17 protein-coding genes are annotated in these 18,004 nt (G+C 65.9%); 10 read left to right on the plus strand and 7 right to left on the minus strand.

The window, feature by feature from the left end; genetic code table 11:
- The first annotated feature begins 119 nt into the window (after positions 1 to 119).
- The 4 genes from DCM79_RS26035 (at position 120) to DCM79_RS26050 (ending at position 4,581) form a co-directional block, all read left to right on the plus strand.
- Complete coding sequence (locus DCM79_RS26035; RefSeq protein ID WP_257176970.1) at positions 120 to 977, plus strand: AraC family transcriptional regulator; 858 nt, start codon at positions 120 to 122, stop codon at positions 975 to 977.
- 128 nt (positions 978 to 1,105) lie between these two features.
- Complete coding sequence (locus tag DCM79_RS26040; protein ID WP_257176971.1) at positions 1,106 to 2,032, plus strand: SMP-30/gluconolactonase/LRE family protein; 927 nt, start codon at positions 1,106 to 1,108, stop codon at positions 2,030 to 2,032.
- A gap of 179 nt (positions 2,033 to 2,211) precedes the next feature.
- Positions 2,212 to 2,805, plus strand: a complete 594-nt coding sequence (locus DCM79_RS26045; protein WP_257176972.1) for a GNAT family N-acetyltransferase — start codon at positions 2,212 to 2,214, stop codon at positions 2,803 to 2,805.
- Between the two features lie 129 nt (positions 2,806 to 2,934).
- The gene (locus DCM79_RS26050; protein ID WP_257176973.1) at positions 2,935 to 4,581 is read left to right on the plus strand and encodes a GMC family oxidoreductase; all 1,647 of its coding nucleotides are present in this window, start codon (positions 2,935 to 2,937) and stop codon (positions 4,579 to 4,581) included.
- A gap of 1,052 nt (positions 4,582 to 5,633) precedes the next feature.
- On the opposite strand, the gene DCM79_RS26055 is transcribed toward DCM79_RS26050, so the two are convergent.
- Both DCM79_RS26055 and DCM79_RS26060 read right to left on the minus strand, forming a co-directional pair.
- Complete coding sequence (locus DCM79_RS26055; protein ID WP_028138153.1) at positions 5,634 to 6,476, minus strand: MoxR family ATPase; 843 nt, start codon at positions 6,474 to 6,476, stop codon at positions 5,634 to 5,636.
- 106 nt (positions 6,477 to 6,582) lie between these two features.
- Positions 6,583 to 6,828, minus strand: coding sequence for a GlsB/YeaQ/YmgE family stress response membrane protein (locus DCM79_RS26060; protein WP_027519717.1), 246 nt, complete (start codon positions 6,826 to 6,828; stop codon positions 6,583 to 6,585).
- A 122-nt stretch (positions 6,829 to 6,950) separates the two neighbouring features.
- On the opposite strand from DCM79_RS26060, the gene DCM79_RS26065 reads away from it, so the two are divergent.
- The 3 genes from DCM79_RS26065 to sseA all read left to right on the plus strand — a co-directional run bounded on the left by DCM79_RS26065 (position 6,951) and on the right by sseA (position 9,714).
- Positions 6,951 to 8,126, plus strand: a complete 1,176-nt coding sequence (locus tag DCM79_RS26065) for a VWA domain-containing protein (RefSeq protein ID WP_028138152.1) — start codon at positions 6,951 to 6,953, stop codon at positions 8,124 to 8,126.
- Positions 8,127 to 8,255: 129 nt separating this feature from the next.
- Positions 8,256 to 8,669 (plus strand): rhodanese-like domain-containing protein, encoded by a 414-nt coding sequence (locus tag DCM79_RS26070; RefSeq protein ID WP_257176974.1) that lies wholly within the window; start codon positions 8,256 to 8,258, stop codon positions 8,667 to 8,669.
- A gap of 190 nt (positions 8,670 to 8,859) precedes the next feature.
- On the plus strand, positions 8,860 to 9,714 hold the full coding sequence (gene sseA / locus DCM79_RS26075) for a 3-mercaptopyruvate sulfurtransferase (protein WP_257176975.1): 855 nt from the start codon (positions 8,860 to 8,862) through the stop codon (positions 9,712 to 9,714).
- A 58-nt stretch (positions 9,715 to 9,772) separates the two neighbouring features.
- Here sseA and DCM79_RS26080 read toward each other — a convergent pair whose 3' ends face one another.
- A complete protein-coding gene (locus DCM79_RS26080; RefSeq protein ID WP_257176976.1) occupies positions 9,773 to 10,582 on the minus strand; it encodes a hypothetical protein in 810 nt (269 codons plus the stop codon).
- A gap of 369 nt (positions 10,583 to 10,951) precedes the next feature.
- Between DCM79_RS26080 and DCM79_RS26085 the strand changes: the two genes are divergently transcribed.
- Positions 10,952 to 12,148, plus strand: a complete 1,197-nt coding sequence (locus tag DCM79_RS26085) for a L,D-transpeptidase (RefSeq protein ID WP_257180849.1) — start codon at positions 10,952 to 10,954, stop codon at positions 12,146 to 12,148.
- A 57-nt stretch (positions 12,149 to 12,205) separates the two neighbouring features.
- On the opposite strand, the gene DCM79_RS26090 is transcribed toward DCM79_RS26085, so the two are convergent.
- The gene (locus DCM79_RS26090; RefSeq protein ID WP_257176977.1) at positions 12,206 to 13,168 is read right to left on the minus strand and encodes a D-2-hydroxyacid dehydrogenase family protein; all 963 of its coding nucleotides are present in this window, start codon (positions 13,166 to 13,168) and stop codon (positions 12,206 to 12,208) included.
- A gap of 129 nt (positions 13,169 to 13,297) precedes the next feature.
- Positions 13,298 to 13,513: a hypothetical protein gene (locus DCM79_RS26095; RefSeq protein ID WP_063201904.1), complete on the minus strand. Its 216-nt coding sequence runs from the start codon at positions 13,511 to 13,513 to the stop codon at positions 13,298 to 13,300.
- A gap of 235 nt (positions 13,514 to 13,748) precedes the next feature.
- Here DCM79_RS26095 and ettA point away from each other — a divergent pair, with 235 nt between their 5' ends.
- A complete protein-coding gene (gene ettA / locus DCM79_RS26100; RefSeq protein ID WP_257176978.1) occupies positions 13,749 to 15,398 on the plus strand; it encodes an energy-dependent translational throttle protein EttA in 1,650 nt (549 codons plus the stop codon).
- Between the two features lie 7 nt (positions 15,399 to 15,405).
- Positions 15,406 to 16,632 (plus strand): lytic murein transglycosylase, encoded by a 1,227-nt coding sequence (locus DCM79_RS26105; RefSeq protein ID WP_257176979.1) that lies wholly within the window; start codon positions 15,406 to 15,408, stop codon positions 16,630 to 16,632.
- 79 nt (positions 16,633 to 16,711) lie between these two features.
- Here the strand turns inward: DCM79_RS26105 and DCM79_RS26110 are convergent, their stop codons facing one another.
- Positions 16,712 to 16,993: a hypothetical protein gene (locus DCM79_RS26110; protein ID WP_257176980.1), complete on the minus strand. Its 282-nt coding sequence runs from the start codon at positions 16,991 to 16,993 to the stop codon at positions 16,712 to 16,714.
- A gap of 239 nt (positions 16,994 to 17,232) precedes the next feature.
- Complete coding sequence (locus DCM79_RS26115) at positions 17,233 to 17,571, minus strand: hypothetical protein (protein ID WP_257176981.1); 339 nt, start codon at positions 17,569 to 17,571, stop codon at positions 17,233 to 17,235.
- Between the last annotated feature and the right edge of the window lie 433 nt (positions 17,572 to 18,004).

Below are 18,004 nucleotides of genomic sequence, written 5' to 3' on the forward strand. Positions count from 1 at the left end.
GCCGGGCGTTGCCAGTGGCCATTCCCGGTCTATCCTCATGCCGGGACAGCAACGCCGATCAAGCGAAGCGGCCGATGGCCTGCGCATCATCGCCGCGCTTCGAACGAGGGTTAGCCGCCATGAATCCAGCGCAGCGCGCGCTCTGGTATATCGAGAGCCATCTGGCCGAGCCGATGACGCTGGATGACATCGCTGCGGTCTCGGGCGTGTCGCGGTTCCACATCGTGCGTGCGTTTGCCGCAGCGACGGGTCTTCCGGTGATCCGCTACGTGCGCGCCCGCCGGTTGACGGAGGCCGCACGCAGCCTTGCGAACGGCGCACTTGACATCCTGTCGCTGGCGCTGGAGGCGGATTACGGCTCGCACGAAGCATTCACCCGCGCGTTCCGCGACCAGTTCGGCGTCACGCCCGAAGCGGTGAGGGCGGCGACGTGCGTCAGCCACCTCAAGCTTCAGGAGCCGATCCTGATGGATTCCACCATGCTCGACCATCTCGCCCCGCCGCGTTTCGAAACCGCAAAGGCCTTCCTCGTCGCCGGTCCCGCCGAGCGCATCTCCTGCGACAACGGCGCCATGATCCCGGGCCTGTGGCGGCGCTTCCATCAGGAGGTCGCCGACATTCCCGCACGTGTCGGCCAAGGGAGAGATCAAGGGAGAGATCAAGTCGCCTACGGCGTCTGCTGCAATGGCGACGATGCCGGTAATTTCGACTACATCGCCGGCGTCGAGGTCGCCGATTTCTCCGACCTGCCGCGCCGCTTCGCCCGCATCCGCATTCCCGGGCAGCGTTATGCGGTGTTCACCCATGCCGATCATATCGCCTCGGTCCGCCGCACCGTCAACACGATCTGGAATCAGTGGCTGCCGGCATCGGGTCTCGAGGCCGCCGATGCGCCGAATTTCGAGCGCTACGGCGCGGCCTTCGATCCCGTAACCGGCAATGGCGGCTTCGAGATCTGGGTGCCGGTGAGGGAATAGAGCTTCCGCAACGCTGGCATACCCTTCCGGTTGCTTGGCAAGCCGCGGCGACTTTGTCATAACCGCAGGCAAAGCTTGCGTGTGGAGCCGTGCCCGTGCAAGTCATAACAAGCCGGGAGGGTCTCACAATGCCTGACGTCCGCGTTCTCGCCACCGACCTCGAATTTCCCGAAGGGCCGGTCGTGATGCCGGACGGCTCGGTGGTGCTGGTGGAAATCCGCGGCCAGCGCCTGACCCGCGTGTACCCCGACGGCCGTAAGGAGATCGTCGCGAAGATTCCCGGCGGCCCGAACGGCGCCGCGCTCGGTCCTGACGGCAAGATCTACATCTGCAACAATGGCGGTTTCTCCTGGATCCCGACCCGCAACATGATCATGCCGGGCCCGCAGCCGGACGACTATCTCGGCGGCTCGATCCAGCGGGTCGATTTGCACACGGGCAAGATCGAGACCGTCGTGACCAAATGCGGCGCGCACGATCTGCGCGGGCCGAACGATCTGGTGTTCGACAAGCAGGGCGGCCTGTGGTTCTCCGATCTCGGCAAGCGCCGCGCGCGCGACATGGACGTCGGCGGCATGTATTATCTCAAGCCCGGCATGACCGAGCTCGTCGAGATCGTGCACGGCATCCTGCCGGCGAACGGCATCGGGCTGTCGCCGGATGAGAATACCGTCTATATCGCGGAGACGCCGACCGGCCGTCTCTGGGCCTACGAGCTCTCCGCGCCCGGCACGCTGAAGCCGCGCGACGTGATCTATCGCGGCGAGCGCGGCAAGCCGATCTGCGGCCTCGGCGGCTACCAGATGTTCGACTCGCTCGCGGTGGAGGCCGGCGGCAATGTCTGCGTCGCCACTCTCGTGTCCGGCTGCATCTCGGTGATCGCGCCCGACGGCACGCTGGTGGAGCAGGTCCCGACCGGCGACCGCGTCACCACCAACATCGCCTTCGGCGGCCCCGAGCTGAAGACCGCCTACATCACCCTGTCAGGCAAGGGCGAGCTGATCGCCATGGACTGGCCGCGCGGTGGTTTGCCGTTGAATTTCTTGAACAAGTGAATGTATCTGGACGAAATGTGCCAATACATAGGTCGTCGTTCCGGGATGCGTGCGTGAGCACGTAGGCCCGGAATCCATAACCCCGAATCGTGGTTATGGATTCTCAGATGCGCAATTGCGCATCATAGCTCGCGACTTCGTCGCGCCCCGGAAAGACCGCAGTCATTGTGGAGTGAGAAATGCCCTGGCCCGATCCCGTCACCCTGCGCGGACAGCACGCCCGTCTGGAGCCGCTGTCGCATCAGCATCGCGAGGGTCTGGTCGAGGCCGTCAAGGACGGCGAGCTCTCGAAGCTCTGGTACACGGCGATCCCGACGCCCGAGGGCATGGCGAAGGAGATCGACCGCCGCCTGGGCTTGCAGGCCGCGGGCTCGATGCTGCCCTTCACGGTGTTCGATGCCGCCGGCAACATCGTCGGCATGACCACCTACATGAACATCGATGCCGCCAACCGCCGCGTCGAGATCGGCTCGACCTGGTACGGCAAGAGCGCGCAGCGCGGCCCGCTCAACACGCAATGCAAATTGCTGCTGCTGCGGCACGCCTTCGAGGCGCTGAACTGCATCGCGGTCGAGTTCCGCACGCATTTCTTCAACCACCAGAGCCGCCGCGCCATCGAGCGTCTCGGCGCCAAGCAGGACGGCATTTTGCGCAGCCACCAGATCGCGCCGAACGGCACGCTGCGCGACACCGTGGTCTACAGCATCACCGCCGCCGAATGGCCGACGGTGCAGGCGCATCTGGAATTTCAACTCAACGACAAGCCGCGCTAGCAATGAGCGTGATCGGTTTGGTGCATCTGCGGTCGCGCTGCGCTCCCTCCCCCGCAAGCGGGAGAGGTTGGAGCGAGCTCGTGGCCGGCACCATTTATTCAGGACTCATTGCGCGCTAAGGACGCCACCATGGACAGATTTGATTATGTGATCATCGGCGCGGGCTCCGCCGGTTGCGTGCTCACCAATAGGCTCAGCGAAGACCCGAACGTCAGCGTCTGCGTGCTCGAGGCAGGTCCGTCCGACTGGCATCCCTACATCCATCTGCCGGCCGGCTTCATCAAGACCTTCCATATGAAGAGCATCAACTGGGCCTACCAGCAGGAGCCGGGGCCCTGGACCGGCGGGCGCAGCATCTATGCGCCGCGCGGCAAGACGCTCGGCGGCTCGTCCTCGATCAACGGCCATATCTACAATCGCGGCCAGCGCATGGATTTCGACACCTGGGCGCAGATGGGCAATCGCGGCTGGGGCTATGCCGACGTGCTGCCCTACTTCCGTCGGCTGGAGAAGCGCGTCGGCGAGGGCGAGGACACCTATCGCGGCCGCGAGGGCAGCCTCACCGTCACCACCATGGACTGGCGCGATCCGCTCTGCGAAGCCTTCATGGAAGGCGCGGTGTCGCTCGGCATTCCCCGCAATCCCGATTACAACGGCAAGAGCCAGGAAGGCGTCTCCTACTGCCAGCGCACCATCGAGAGGGGCCTGCGCGTCTCCGGCGCGACCGCGTTCCTGAAGCCGGCGATGAAGCGGCCGAACGTGCATGTGCACACCCATGCGCATGCGACGGAGATCATCTTCGAGGGCAAGCGCGCCGTCGGCGTCCGCTACATGAAGGGCGGTCGCGGCGGCACGCCGGTGGAGGTGCGCGCCAACAAGGAGGTGATCCTGTCCGGCGGCACCTATAATTCGCCGCAGCTGTTGCAACTTTCCGGCATCGGCTCGCCCGACCTGCTGCAGCAGCACGGCATCGCCGTGCGTCACGCGCTGCCGGTCGGCGAGGGCCTGCAGGACCATTACGCGCCGCGCACGGTGGCGCGCGTCAAGGACATCAAGACCATCAACGAGCTCCGCCGCGGCCTCTCGCTCTGGATCGAGGCGCTGAAATGGGCGACCGCGCGCCGCGGCCTGCTCTCGCTGTCGCCGACCATGGTCTATTGCTTCTGGCACTCTGGCGAGAGCGCGGAGAGCTCGGATCTTCAGCTCACCTTCACGCCGGCGTCCTACAAGGAAGGCGTGCAGGGCCAGCTCGAGGACGAGCCCGGCATGACCGTGGCCTCCTGGCAGCAGCGCCCGGAGAGCCGCGGCTATGTCCGCATTCGCTCCTCCGATCCGTTCGCACCGCCGATCATCCAGACCAATTATCTCGACGCCGAGCTCGACCGCCGCGTCATCGTCGGCGGCATGAAGCTCGCGCGCCGCCTTTTGAAGTCCGCGCCGCTGTCGCCCTATTACGCCTACGAGGATTTCCCCGGCCCCAACGTCAACACCGACGACGAATTCCTGCACGCCGCCACTGAGCGCGGCACCACCACCTTCCACCCCGGCTGCACCTGCCGCATGGGCCCGGCGGATTCCACCTGGGCGGTGGTCGACGACCAGCTCCGCGTTCACGGCCTCGAAGGCCTCCGCGTCATCGACGCCTCGGTCATGCCGCGCATGATCTCGGCGAACTTGAATGCGTCGACCATGATGATCGCCGACCGCGCCTCGGACCTGATCCGCGGCAAGCAGCCGATGGAAGCCGCACGCATCCCGGACGCAGCGGTGGCGTAGGAGGTTGCCGTGCCCCGGACGCAGCGCAGCGCCTCTTCGGCGATGCGCTGCAGAGCCGGGGCCCATCTATCCACGATCTCCACGTGACGTCTGGGTCCCGGCTCTGCGCAGCAGCGTTGCACGCTGCAGCGCGTCCGGGACACGCGCTCGCTCGCAAGTCTTGCGAGTAATGTAGGGTGGGCAAAGCGAAGCGTGCCCACGTTTCTGTTGCGATGTTGTCGAGGTGGTTGGCACGGCGCAAGTGCGCCTTTGCCCACCCTGCAGGCTTGCTGTGTCGCTCGGCAGTCAAGTCCTTCCTGCAAAAATATTCCACTTTACCGAAATTCGGAATTGCGGCATAGATCGAAACAGCCCGGCCCGACGAAGAGGGGCGGTTCGCGAGTCGTTCGAAACGCGGGCCGGGTTGCGGTGGACGCGGCAGCGTCGGCACGAGAGGTGCGGGCAGGGCGGGGTAGTCCCCTGTGAGCCCGCGGCCGCGTGAGACGAACGGCGCCGAAGTCCGGCGAAGCCTCTTGGCGAAGCCGGATGAGCTGCGTACGGCAAAACCGTGTGGTCCTGGCCGTCGTTGCTACGGTCAAGCTCTTGCGAAGGTGCGAGCGAGCCCAACCGGGCAGACTGCATCATCCAATTCGCGGGGCGAGGGAGGCCAGAGGGAAAGTTCGGCTCCCGGGAGATCACGGCATAAGCCGTCCGACCACCGCGCAGGGAAGGCCGAGTGATCGGCACCACCTGTATGCTGCTGTGCGGTTTTTCTGCGCGTGCGTTTCGCGCAGCAGACCGCGGGTGCGTTGTCAGCACCCGGCCTTCCCTGCGCCCTCTTCATTTTGGGGCGAGGAATGAGAGCAAAGCTCGGGCGAATTAAGCCGCGAGGCCGCGAAGCCGTGTCTGTATCTACACAATCGCTGTCATCGCCCGCGAAGGCGGGCGATCCAGTATTCCAGAGGCCGTTGTGATTGAGCCGACAGGCTGCGGCGTACTGGATTCCCCGCCTTCGCGGGGAATGACAGTGCTGATTGGAGTGACAGCGGAGCGCTATCGCAAGCGAACGCGCGCTACACTTCCCGTCGGCTCAAAAACGCCAGCCGCTCGAACAGGTGCACGTCCTGCTCGTTCTTCAGCAGTGCGCCGTGCAGCGGCGGGATCAGCTTGCGCGGATCGCGCTCGCGCAGCTGCTCGACGCTCATGTCCTCGTTGAGCAGCAGCTTGAGCCAGTCCAGCAACTCCGAGGTCGACGGCTTCTTCTTCAGGCCGGGCACCTCGCGCACCTCGAAGAAGATGCGCAGCGCCTCTTCCACCAGGCGCTTCTTGATGCCGGGGAAGTGGACGTCGACGATGCGGCCCATCGTGTCGGCGTCGGGGAACTTGATGTAGTGGAAGAAGCAGCGGCGCAGGAAGGCGTCCGGCAGCTCCTTCTCGTTGTTGGAGGTGATCATCATGATCGGGCGCTGCTTGGCCTTGATCGTCTCGCCGGTCTCGTAGACATGGAATTCCATGCGGTCGAGCTCGAGCAGCAAATCGTTCGGGAATTCGATGTCGGCCTTGTCGATCTCGTCGATCAGGAGCACCGGGCGCTGCTCGGCGCTGAACGCCTCCCACAGCTTGCCGCGCTTGATGTAGTTCCTGATGTCGGACACGCGCGCATCGCCGAGCTGGCTGTCGCGCAGACGCGACACCGCGTCGTATTCGTAGAGGCCCTGCTGCGCCTTGGTGGTGGACTTGATGTGCCAGGTCAGCAGCGGCGCGTTCAGCGCTTTCGCCACTTCCTCCGCCAGCACCGTCTTGCCGGTGCCGGGCTCGCCCTTGATGAGGAGCGGGCGCTCCAGCACGATCGAGGCATTGACGGCGACCTTGAGATCGTCGGTCGCAACATAGTCCTTGGTGCCGGTAAATTTCATCGCGCGTCCTTGTTGGTCGTCGTCGTGAGGCAATGCCCATGTCGCTGCCTTGGTCACGACACGCGAACGGCCGCACATGGCGGCCGTTCCTGGTTCGGTCAGGCTTTCAGACCCGTTTTATCAGCGAAAGGATGACGAGCACAATCACCGCGCCGATGGTGGCGTCCACGATCGCGCCGACCGTGCCGGTCGCGAGCTGGATGTGCAGCTGGGGCAGCACCCAGCTCGCAACCAGCGCGCCGATGATGCCGACGACGATGTTGCCGATCAGCCCAAATCCCGCCCCGTGGACAATCTTGCCCGCGAGCCAGCCTGCGATCGCGCCGATGATGAGCGCTGCGAGAATTCCCATTGCATACGTCCCCAAGACACCCCGTGAGGGCGCCAATTCTAGAGCAAAAAGCATCCGGGTCCAGCGCCCAGCGGCAGCCTCCGCCCCTTGACGTTCGCCCCCCGACGGGCAATCTGTCACCCATGTTCCTGCAATTCTTCACCTCTCTGCGCGACGCGCAGGTCCCTGTGACGCTGCGCGAATACCTCACGCTGGTGGAGGCGCTCGACGCCGACCTTGCGGACTATTCGGTCGAGAACTTCTATTACCTGTCGCGCGCCTCGCTGGTGAAGGACGAGCGCAATCTCGACAAGTTCGACCGCGTCTTCGGCACGGTGTTCAAGGGGCTGGAAAACCTCCTCGACGCCATGGAGAAGGCCGAGATCCCCGAGGAATGGCTGAAGAAGCTCGCCGAGAAATACCTGACGGAAGAAGAGAAGAAGCAGATCGAGGCCATGGGCTGGGACAAGCTCATGGAGACCTTGAAGAAGCGGCTCGAGGAGCAGAAGGGCCGGCATCAGGGCGGCTCGAAATGGATCGGCACCGCCGGCACCTCGCCGTTCGGCGCCCATGGCTACAATCCCGAAGGCGTGCGCATCGGCCAGGAGAAGAACCGCAACAACCGCGCCGTGAAGGTGTGGGACAAGCGCGAGTTCAAGGATCTGGACGGCAATGTCGAGCTCGGCATCCGCAACATCAAGGTGGCGCTGCGCCGCCTGCGCAAATTCGCCCGCACCGGCGCGCCGGACGAGCTCGATCTTGACACCACGATCCGCGAGACCGCCAATCACGGCTATCTCGACGTCCACATGCGCCCCGAGCGGCGCAATGCGGTGAAGCTGCTGGTGTTCTTCGACATCGGCGGCTCCATGGACATGCATATTGAGCAGGTCGAGGAGCTGTTCTCGGCGGCGAAGAGCGAGTTCAAGCACATGGAATATTTCTACTTCCACAACTGCCTCTATGAAGGCGTGTGGAAGCAGAACAAGCGCCGTTTCACCGACCGCACGCCGACCTGGGACGTGCTGCACAAATACCCGCACGACTACAAGATCGTGTTCGTCGGCGACGCCTCGATGAGCCCTTACGAGATCATGGTGCCCGGCGGCTCGGTCGAGCACGTCAACGAGGAGCCCGGCTCGGTCTGGCTCGACCGCATCATCCGCACCTATCCGCATGCGGTGTGGCTGAACCCGGTGCAGCAGAAGCACTGGGATTATTCGGAATCCACCACCATCATCAAGCGCATCTTCGCGGGTCGGATGTATCCGATCACGATCGAGGGGCTGGAAGCCGCGATGAAGGAATTGACGCACTGATGGTTGCTGTCATTCCGGGGCGCGACGAAGTCGCGAACCCGGAATCCATCGGGCCGCAGCGCATGTAGAGGAATGGATTCCGGGCTCGCGCTGCGCGCGCCCCGGAATGACAACAAGAGGGAGACATATATGCCCCAGACCATCACCCGCGGCATCAAGACGCTGATCGACGAGGCCAATGCCGAGATCGAGACGCTCTCCGCGAAAGACGCCATCGAGATCTCCAGGAACGGGGACGTCGTCATCGTCGACATCCGCGATCCCCGCGAGATCGAGCGCGACGGCCGCATCCCCGGCGCCTTCGCCTGCACCCGCGGCATGCTGGAATTCTGGATCGATCCGCAGAGCCCCTACGCCAAGCCGGTCTTCCAGGAGGACAAGAAGTTCGTGTTCCACTGCGCCGGCGGCCTGCGCTCCGCGCTCGCCGCCAAGACCGCGCAGGACATGGGCCTCAAGCCCGTCGCCCACATCGCCGGCGGCTACGCCGCCTGGCGCGATGCCGGCGGCCCGACGGAGAAGTGGGAGCCGAAGAAGAAGGGGTGAGGGTGATGTTGCCGTCGCTCCAACCTCCGGTGTCATTCCCCGCGAAAGCGGGGAATCCAGTACGCCGCGGCCTCTCGGCTCAATCACAATCGCCTCGGAGTACTGGATCGCCCGGTCAAGCCGGGCGATGACAGCGGAGCGCGATCTCGCGCCCGCGCTGCTCGCTGCGGAATGACAAGGAAGAAATTGCATGACCGCCACCGACCCCCTCGTCTCCACCGAATGGCTTACCGCCCATATCGGCGATGCCAACGTCAAGGTCCTCGACGCCAGCTTCAAGCTGCCGGGCGTGCTGCCGCTGCCGAAGGACGATTATCTCGCCGCGCATCTGCCGGGCGCTGCGTTCTTCGACGTCGATGCAGTGTCGGACCATTCCAACCCGCTGCCGCACATGTATCCGAGCGCCGACCAGTTCGGCCGCGACGTCGGCAATCTCGGCATCTCCAACGCCGACACCGTCGTGCTCTACGATTCCGGCGGCTGGGTCGCCGCGCCGCGCGCGTGGTGGATGTTCCTGGCATTCGGCCACGACAAGGTGCGCATTCTCAACGGCGGCCTGAAGAAGTGGCGCGCCGAGGGCCGGCCCGTGGAGACCGGCGAGGTGAAGCCGAAGCCCGCGACGTTCAAGGCGAGCTTTGACGGCAAGCGCGTGCGCAGCATGCAGCAGCTGGTCGCCAATGTCGAAAGCCGTGCCGAGCAGGTGATCGACGCCCGCGCCGCCGACCGTTTCGAGGGCCGCGCGCCCGAGCCGCGTCCGGGCATCCGCTCCGGCCACATCCCCGGCGCCCGCAACGTGCCGTACAACCTGTTGTTCGACGCCGCCACCGGCACGATGAAGCCGCTCGAGGATCTGCGCGCCGCCTTCACCAATGCCGGCGTCAGGCTCGATGCGCCGATCGTCACCAGCTGCGGCTCCGGCGTCTCCGCCGGCGTGCTGACGCTCGCGCTCTACCGCCTCGGGATCACCGACACCGCGCTCTATGACGGCTCCTGGTCGGAATGGGGCCAGGAGGGCGGCCCGGCCATCGCGACCGGTCCGGCGTAGCGCCGCGATGACGGTGCGCTCCCTCGCCCCGCTTGCGGGGAGAGGCGAAGCAAGAGCGTCACCGCGTGCGCGCGGTCGTCGTCGCGAAGGCCGGCTGCTGCTGCTGGCCGAACGGATCGAGCTGCTGCTGCAATTGCTGAGGTGGCGGGCGCCGCACCACGCGCTGCCGCTTCTTCGCCTTCGCCTTGCGCTTGGTCGCCTTGTCGTCGGCCTTGCTCTCGGGCTTGCTTTCGGCCTTGGCCTTCGCCGGCGCATCCTTCACGGTCGTCGTCGCCGGGTCGTTCAGTGCGGCCAGCTTCCCGGAAGCGACGTCGGGCGCCGAGGCGGCGGGGGCGGCATGGGCATCGACCGGTGCCGGCTCGCGCGAGGTCGCGACAGCGGCAGGCTGGACGTCAGGCTTGGCGTCCAGCTTGGCGTCGGGAATCGACGCCGTGGCGTCCGCTGGAGTGAGCGTGTCGGCGGGAGCCGGCGCAGCGGCTTCCGTCGTCGTCTCGGACTCGGCCGGCTCGATGGCCGCAGCTTCCGCCTCGGGCGCAGCGACCTGGGCCGGGACGTCAGCCTCGGTCAGCGCGGCGATCCGCTCCGGCTCGGGCTCGGTTGCCGGCAGCCCAATGGTCGGCACCCGGTCGCGCAACGACGGCTCGGCGGCGGCCGCGACCTCCGGCTCGGCGCGGAGGATCGCGAGCACCGGCTGGGCGGGCTCGGAAGCCCGCGCGAACATCTGCTCCTGCGGGCCGTTCCGCCAGGAGGGGTTGCTGACATACTGCTCGTGGCTCGCGCGCAGCAGCGCGGCCGCGCCCAGGCCGAACACCAGGATGGAGGTTGACAGCAGGATCGCGGCAAACAGGAAGCGAAAGCCGGGAAGCATCGAAGGATTGCGGATTTCCGCCCCGGCAGCGTGGGGTGCCAGGGCCCAAGAGCCATCTGAACGCGGTGACGGTACTGTTTGCCGCGTTCGCCGCGCGGAAATCGGAGCTCAAATCGGCGGCGAATCAGGCTGATTCGAACATACCGTAACGATTCCGAGCCGTTCCGTTAAATTCGGAGCCGACGTGACGGGCAATCCGCGGCGCGATGCGATTTCCGACCCGTGATGCAACGGGGCAACGGTAGTCTTGCGGATCACAAAACGGCAAATCCGGCTCAAATAAGCCTGATATGTCTTGAATGTGCCGCTATCTTCCGTCATCTGGCCGTTAACGGTCCGATCGGGCTTGGGGACTATACAAGAGCGATGATGATCAAACATTTTCTGACGATATGCGCTGCCGCAACGGTCGCTGCGGCCGGAACCTCGCTCGCGCAGGCTCAGAGCTATCCGGTCCAGCAGGTGCCGGCCTACGGCGCACCGTCGGAGTATCGCCCCGGCGATCGCACGCCGAATTTCGATGCGCTGGACGATGACGACGACGGGCTGCCGCACGCCTCGTTGCCGCCGCCCGGCCCCGCTGACGATCCGCGCTATGGCCGCCCCCTTGGCTCGCCCCCGGTCTACTCGGCCGCTCCGCCGCAGGGCCCGGTGATGTCGCCGGACGATCCGCGTTATGGCCGCCCGGCGGGCGCTCCGGTCTATTCGGCCGCCCCGCCGCAAGGGCCGGTGATGTCGCCCGACGATCCCCGCTACGGCCGCCCCGCTGGCCCGCCCGCGGTGATCTACGCCGATCGTCCTCCCCAGCAGGCTCCTGCCAATGATGGCCTCCGTCCGCCGGAAGCTGTCGGCGGTCCCGCCGCGACCGGAACGGTTCAGGCAGGGCAGCCGCCCGTCGGCACCGATGGCCGCCCCGTGACCTTGGCTGCGCTGCCGCCCGAGGAGCAGCCCGATGCTGCGCCGGTGCAGCTGCCGCCGAACCTGCGCCGCCAGGAGGTTTCGTTCCAGACCAAGGAGCCGGCCGGCACGCTCGTGGTCGATACGCCCAACACCTATCTCTATTACGTGCTCGGCAATGGCCGCGCGATCCGCTACGGGGTGCGCGTCGGCCGCGACGGCTTCACCTGGACCGGCGTGCAGAAGATCACCCGCAAGGCCGAATGGCCGGATTGGCATCCGCCGACCGAGATGATCGAGCGACAGCCCTATCTGCCGCGCTTCATGGCCGGCGGCCCCGGCAATCCGCTCGGCGCCCGCGCGATGTATCTCGGCTCGACCGTGTACCGCATCCACGGCACCAACCAGCCCTCGACCATCGGCAAGTTCGTCTCGTCGGGCTGTATCGGCATGCTGAACGAGGACGTCTCCGACCTGTTCGATCGCGTCAAGGTCGGCACCCGCGTGGTTGTGATGCCGGGCGGCCCGCCGCCGGGAACGGCGACCGCGTCCGCTGCACCGACGCAGGGCGCCGCCGGTCCGGCTCCGATGTCCGCCCAGGCCGGTCCGGTCCCGGGCACGCAGCCGACGGTGGTGCCGCCGCTGCCCGCGCCGGTGACCGTGCGCTAAGCGCTGCGCGAAATCTGATAGAGCGAAGGGCGTGCCATCGGCACGCCCTTCATCGTTTCAGGCCAGCCTGCGCGGCAGCTCGCTGCCTTTGGTGAAGGCATCGACCGCCTCGACCATCTGGCCGTAATGGATGCCAAGACCATCCTTGGTGGCGTAGCCGAGGTGCGGCGTCAGCACGAGGTTGTCGAGCTTGCGGAAGGGATGCTCGACCGGCAGCGGCTCGACCGAGAACACGTCGAGGCCGGCGCCTGCGATCCTCCGCTGCTGCAACGCTTCGAGCAGCGCCTGCTCGTCCACGATCGGCCCGCGCGCGGTGTTGACGAGGAACGCCGTCGGCTTCATGCGGGCCAGGTCCTCGCGGCCGACGAGACCGCGCGAGCGCTCGCTCAGCACGACATGGATGGTGACGATGTCGGCCCTGGCGAACAGCTCCTCCTTGGTGGCGTAGCCGACGCCGGCGCCCGCGCATTTCTCCGGCGTCAGGTTCGGGCTCCAGGCGATCACGTTCATCCCGAACGCCTTGGCGATCCCGGCCATCTTGCTGCCGAGCTTGCCGAGCCCGACGATGCCGAGCGTCATGCCCTCGATCTCGACGCCGGCAAAGGTCTGCCAGGGCTCGCCGGCATGCATGCGCGCATTCTCGCGGCCAATGCCGCGGGTCAGCTCCAGGATCAGCCCCATGGCCAGCGGCGCGGTGGGATCGCGGGAATATTGCGTGCCGCCGACGGCGACGCCGCGCGCCTTGGCAGCCTCCATGTCGATCGCGGCGTTGCGCATGCCGGAGGTCAAGAGCAGCTTCAGCTTCGGCAGGCTCTCGAACAGGCTCTTGGGGAAAGCGGTGCGCTCGCGCATCGCGCAGATGATCTCGAAGTCGGCCAGCGCGCTGGCCGCCGCCTGCTCCGAAGCGAAGGGGTGGCTGAACACGGTGACGTCGATGCGGTCGGACAGTCTCTGCCAGTCGGCGACGTCGAGCGCGAGGTTGAAATAATCGTCGAGAATTGCACAGCGCAGCCGGCTCATCAGCGTTCATCCATGGCGAGGGGTGAGGGCGCTGGACGAGCGCCATCGTCGGACCGGGCCATGGTTGCGCGCAATCGCAGCAACGCGCAAGCCGCCTGCGTCTTCAAGAATCCGACAGCAGAGCGGGCTTTAGAGGTCGCGGGGCTTCAGGCGGAACGGCGCATCCATGCCGTGCTTGGCGCGCCAGGCGGGTCCAGGGCCGCGCATGTAGTGCAGCTCGGGCCGGTAGGGATTGAAGGCGGTGGCGAAGAAGCGCTTCCAGAATCCCTTGATCTCCGAGGCGAAGTCGGAGACGTGGCCGGCTTCTGCCGGAACAGGAAGAGAATGGGTCTCGATCAGAGCCATGATGCGGCCTCGCTGTGCTCCCGTTCGTTCTGAGCGGTGGCGCTGTTTCCGCGCGCGAAACCGAGCTTTCGGCCTGATTTATTAAAAGATGGTTTCAATTGTCCGGATCGGTGGCCGGATGGTGTCCGGTCCGTAATCACCCGTGGTGAACGGACGGAAAACGTTGCCCTTTTGGGACGGGGTCGCTACATCGCTGGCAAAGCAAATTTCCTCAAATCGAAGGTTTTCGGGACCGATGGCGCGCCAGTTCATCTACTTCATGCAGGGCCTGACCAAGAGCTACCCGACCCGCAAGGTGCTCGATAACATCCATCTGTCGTTCTACCCGGACGCCAAGATCGGCGTGCTCGGCGTCAACGGCTCGGGCAAGTCGACCCTGCTCAGGATCATGGCGGGCCTCGACAAGGAATATACCGGCGAGGCCTGGGTCGCCGAGGGCGCCCGCGTCGGCTATCTCGAGCAGGAGCCGCAGCTCGACCCTGCGCTCTCGGTGCGCGAGAACGTCATGCTGGGCGTCGCCAAGAAGAAGGCGATCCTCGACCGCTACAACGAGCTCGCGGTCAACTACTCGGAGGAGACCGCCGACGAGATGACCAAGCTGCAGGACGAGATCGAGGCCCAGGGCCTCTGGGATCTCGACAGCAAGGTCGACCAGGCCATGGACGCGCTGCGCTGCCCGCCCGACGATGCCGACGTCACCAAGCTCTCGGGCGGTGAGCGCCGCCGCGTCGCGCTGTGCCGGCTGCTGCTCGACCAGCCCGAGCTCCTGTTGCTGGACGAGCCCACCAACCATCTCGACGCCGAGTCGGTGTCGTGGCTGGAAGGGCATCTGCGCAACTATCCCGGCGCGATCCTGATCGTCACCCACGACCGCTACTTCCTCGACAACGTCACGGGCTGGATCCTCGAGCTCGACCGCGGCCGCGGCATTCCCTATGAGGGCAATTACTCGTCCTGGCTGGTGCAGAAGCAGAAGCGCCTGGAGCAGGAGGGACGCGAGGACGTAGCGCACCAGAAGACGCTGGCCCGCGAGCAGGAATGGGTCGCGTCCTCGCCGAAAGCGCGCCAAGCCAAGTCCAAGGCGCGCTACCAGCGCTATGAGGAACTGCTCAAGAAGGCGAGCGAGAAGCAGACCCAGACCGCGCAGATTATCATTCCCGTTGCCGAGCGGCTCGGCGCCAACGTGGTCGATTTCGATGGGCTCAGCAAAGGCTTCGGCGATCGGCTCCTGATCGACAATCTCACCTTCAAGCTGCCGCCCGGCGGCATCGTCGGCGTGATCGGTCCGAACGGCGCCGGCAAGACCACGTTGTTCAGGATGATCACGGGTCAGGAGAAGCCGGACGCTGGGACCATCACGGTCGGCGAGACCGTGCATCTCGGCTATGTCGACCAGTCGCGCGATGCGCTCGACGGCAAGAAGACCGTGTGGGAGGAAATCTCCGGCGGCAACGAGCTGATCCTGCTCGGCAAGAAGGAAGTGAATTCGCGCGGCTATTGCTCGTCGTTCAACTTCAAGGGCGCGGACCAGCAGAAGAAGGTCGGTGCGCTCTCCGGCGGTGAACGCAACCGCGTGCATCTGGCCAAGATGCTGAAGTCCGGCGCCAACGTGCTGCTGCTAGACGAACCGACCAACGACCTCGACGTCGACACGCTGCGCGCGCTCGAAGAAGCGCTCGAGGATTTTGCCGGCTGCGCCGTCATCATCAGCCATGATCGCTGGTTCCTCGACCGCATCGCGACCCACATCCTGGCCTTCGAAGGCGACAGCCACGTCGAATGGTTCGAGGGCAACTTCCAGGATTACGAGAAGGACAAGATGCGCCGGCTCGGCCAGGACAGCATCATCCCGCACCGCATGAAGTACAAGAAGCTGACGCGGTGACGGCGGCATGATGCGGCGGGCGCTCATCGCTGCGGTGATCGCGGTCACCTGCGGCTGGTCGACCGCCCGCGCCGCCGACGCAGCCTTCACCCAGTTCATCGCTTCGCTCTGGCCGGAGGCGCAGGCCGAAGGCGTCTCGCGCAAGACATTCGACGAGCAGACGCGCGGGCTCGAGCCGGACTACAAGCTGCCCGACCTGATCCTGCCCGGGCGCCCCGCGACGGGCGCGCCGTCGCAAGCCGAGTTCGTGCAGGTGCCGGCGGATTATGTCAGGGAATCCTCGATCGCGCGGCTGGCCGGCGAGGGGCAGCGGTTGCTGCAAAAACATCGCGCCGTGCTCAGCGAGATCGAAAACAAGTCCGGCGTGCCGGCCACCGTGATGCTCGCGATCTGGGGCCGCGAGACCGATTATGGCCGCTACACGCTGCCCTACGATCTGGTCCGCGTGCTGGCGACCCAGGCCTATGTGGGGCGGCGCAAGGATCAATACCGCACCGAGTTCATCCTGGCGCTGAAGCTGCTCGGCGAGGGCGTGGTGACGCGCAAGGACATGCGCTCGTCCTGGGCGGGCGCCACCGGGCTCACGCAGTTCCTGCCGTCCGAATATTACAAGCACGGCGTCGATTTCGACGGCGACGGCCGCATCGACATCTGGCACTCGGTGCCGGATGCGCTGGCCTCGGCCGCGCAGCAGCTCGCCAACAAGGGCTGGCAGAGCGGCGTGCGCTGGGCCTATGAAGTGCAGGCGCCCGCGAAGGTCGATTGCACCGCTGGCGTACCCGAGGTGACGAAGCCGATCGGCCAGTGGCTGCGCGAAGGCTTCGTGCCGGTGCGTGGCCAGCGCCTGAGCGCGGCGGAGCAGGCCCAGCCGGCCTCACTGCTGCAGCCCGAGGGCATCTACGGCCCGTCATTCCTGACCACCAAGAACTACTTCGTCATCAAGGAATACAATTTCTCCGACCTCTATGTGCTGTTCGTCGGCCATCTCAGCGACCGCATGACCAGCCCGCTGCCGTTCGCAACGCCCTGGTCCGCCTCGAAGCAGTTGCGCACCAAGGACGTCGAGACCATGCAGCGCGGGCTGACGCGGATCGGGCTCTACAAGGACAAGATCGACGGCAAGGCCGGCATGCAGACGCGCGCCGCGCTGGGCGCCTATCAGAAGTCGGCAGGCCTCAAGGTCGATTGCTGGCCGAGCGAGGAGGTCCTCCGCTCGATCCAGGCGGCGCGCTAGCGAAGCGGCAAAAGAAAAAGCCCGGCCGATGCGCTCGGCCGGGCTTCCCGATTGCGGCGCGCATGCGCCGGCAATCAGATCAGTAGCAGACGCGAACCGGACGGCTGACCCAGCCGTAACCATCCCAATAGCGCTCACGACGCCAGTAGCAGGGCGCGGGCGGCGGCGGCTCGGCGACGTAGACGGGACCGCCATAGGCGGGGCGGCTCGAGGCGATGGCGCCGCCGACGATGGCGCCGCCGATCAGGCCGGCCGCGATGCCGGCGCCGACACCGTCATGGGCCTTCGCGGCCGGCGTGGCGGTCACCAGCGAACCGGCGACCGTCGCGACCGTGAGGGCGGCAACAAAAGTCTTCTTCATGCTCAGGGCTCTCCTGGGAGATGGGTTCCTCTGGTTAGAGGCACCCGGGTTTCAAAGGTTCACGCACACGCTGATGGAATTGGCCGTCGGGCTAGGAAGCGCGCAAATGGTCAATCCACGGTAAACGCACACGGAGCTGTGACGAGAAAAAGCGGTGTTTTTCAGGCCCCGAGATGAACAGCGCATCCGTAGTGAACCGGTGCAGCCGAAGCCGTCGCAGTGAGCCAGTCCGAGGCGGCTCAGCCACAGACCCTGACGCGGCGGATGCGCCAGGCATAGCCGTCCCAGAAACGCTGCTTCTGCCAGACGCAGCCGCCGCCATAATATCCGCGGCCATAATAACCGTCGGAGACATAGCCGGGACCCGGCGCATAATAGCGGGGCGGATAGTAGCCGGGTTCGTAATAGCCCGGACCGGGTCCGTAATAATACGGAGAGGCCAGCGCGCCGCCGACGATGGCGCCGCCGATGATGCCCGCGGCTACGCCCGCGGCGACACCGCGCTGGGCGTGCGCCGGAGTTCCGGCCGCCACGGCCAGGGTCGCGACGGCTGCGACCGCCAGGAGCAATTTCTTCATGGGCTTGACCTTTCGTACAAACACGCTGGAACCTTTGGGGCAGAGTTCCATACTTCGCTTGAATGATCAATGAACGGCCCCTTTGCCGGGCGCGACCAATTCATGGGAACCGGGTCTGCCAGGAAGCGACGATGAACACGATGATGAATGCACTGATCGCAGCGGGGGTGGTCTCTGCGATCGGCTACGGCTGGCTGGTCCATCTCCAGAATCGCCGCCGACGCTCGCGTGCCGGGGCCGGTGGCGACGGCGGGAGCAGCAGCGAGACCTCCTACAGCGGGACAAATGACGGCTTCTCACTGGGAAGCTGGTTTTCCGGCGACAGCACGGGGAGTTCGACCGCTAGCGGCAGTTGTTCCAGCAGCGACAGCGGCGGTGGTGGCGGGGATTGTGGGGATTGTGGAGGTGGCGGCGACGGCGGTGGGGGCGGCGG

Origin of the sequence: Bradyrhizobium sp. WBOS07 (genome assembly GCF_024585165.1) — a bacterium.
GTDB lineage: Bacteria > Pseudomonadota > Alphaproteobacteria > Rhizobiales > Xanthobacteraceae > Bradyrhizobium > Bradyrhizobium japonicum_B.

What these genes read in the sequence shown, in the direction of transcription:
- DCM79_RS26035 (WP_257176970.1), top strand. Translation starts at nt 120, where the DNA reads ATGAATCCAGCGCAGCGCGCGCTCTGGTATATCGAGAGCCATCTGGCC.
- DCM79_RS26040 (WP_257176971.1), top strand. Translation starts at nt 1,106, where the DNA reads ATGCCTGACGTCCGCGTTCTCGCCACCGACCTCGAATTTCCCGAAGGG.
- DCM79_RS26045 (WP_257176972.1), top strand. Translation starts at nt 2,212, where the DNA reads ATGCCCTGGCCCGATCCCGTCACCCTGCGCGGACAGCACGCCCGTCTG.
- DCM79_RS26050 (WP_257176973.1), top strand. Translation starts at nt 2,935, where the DNA reads ATGGACAGATTTGATTATGTGATCATCGGCGCGGGCTCCGCCGGTTGC.
- DCM79_RS26055 (WP_028138153.1), bottom strand. Translation starts at nt 6,476, where the DNA reads ATGAAATTTACCGGCACCAAGGACTATGTTGCGACCGACGATCTCAAG.
- DCM79_RS26060 (WP_027519717.1), bottom strand. Translation starts at nt 6,828, where the DNA reads ATGGGAATTCTCGCAGCGCTCATCATCGGCGCGATCGCAGGCTGGCTC.
- DCM79_RS26065 (WP_028138152.1), top strand. Translation starts at nt 6,951, where the DNA reads ATGTTCCTGCAATTCTTCACCTCTCTGCGCGACGCGCAGGTCCCTGTG.
- DCM79_RS26070 (WP_257176974.1), top strand. Translation starts at nt 8,256, where the DNA reads ATGCCCCAGACCATCACCCGCGGCATCAAGACGCTGATCGACGAGGCC.
- sseA (WP_257176975.1), top strand. Translation starts at nt 8,860, where the DNA reads ATGACCGCCACCGACCCCCTCGTCTCCACCGAATGGCTTACCGCCCAT.
- DCM79_RS26080 (WP_257176976.1), bottom strand. Translation starts at nt 10,582, where the DNA reads ATGCTTCCCGGCTTTCGCTTCCTGTTTGCCGCGATCCTGCTGTCAACC.
- DCM79_RS26085 (WP_257180849.1), top strand. Translation starts at nt 10,952, where the DNA reads ATGATCAAACATTTTCTGACGATATGCGCTGCCGCAACGGTCGCTGCG.
- DCM79_RS26090 (WP_257176977.1), bottom strand. Translation starts at nt 13,168, where the DNA reads ATGAGCCGGCTGCGCTGTGCAATTCTCGACGATTATTTCAACCTCGCG.
- DCM79_RS26095 (WP_063201904.1), bottom strand. Translation starts at nt 13,513, where the DNA reads ATGGCTCTGATCGAGACCCATTCTCTTCCTGTTCCGGCAGAAGCCGGC.
- ettA (WP_257176978.1), top strand. Translation starts at nt 13,749, where the DNA reads ATGGCGCGCCAGTTCATCTACTTCATGCAGGGCCTGACCAAGAGCTAC.
- DCM79_RS26105 (WP_257176979.1), top strand. Translation starts at nt 15,406, where the DNA reads ATGATGCGGCGGGCGCTCATCGCTGCGGTGATCGCGGTCACCTGCGGC.
- DCM79_RS26110 (WP_257176980.1), bottom strand. Translation starts at nt 16,993, where the DNA reads ATGAAGAAGACTTTTGTTGCCGCCCTCACGGTCGCGACGGTCGCCGGT.
- DCM79_RS26115 (WP_257176981.1), bottom strand. Translation starts at nt 17,571, where the DNA reads ATGAAGAAATTGCTCCTGGCGGTCGCAGCCGTCGCGACCCTGGCCGTG.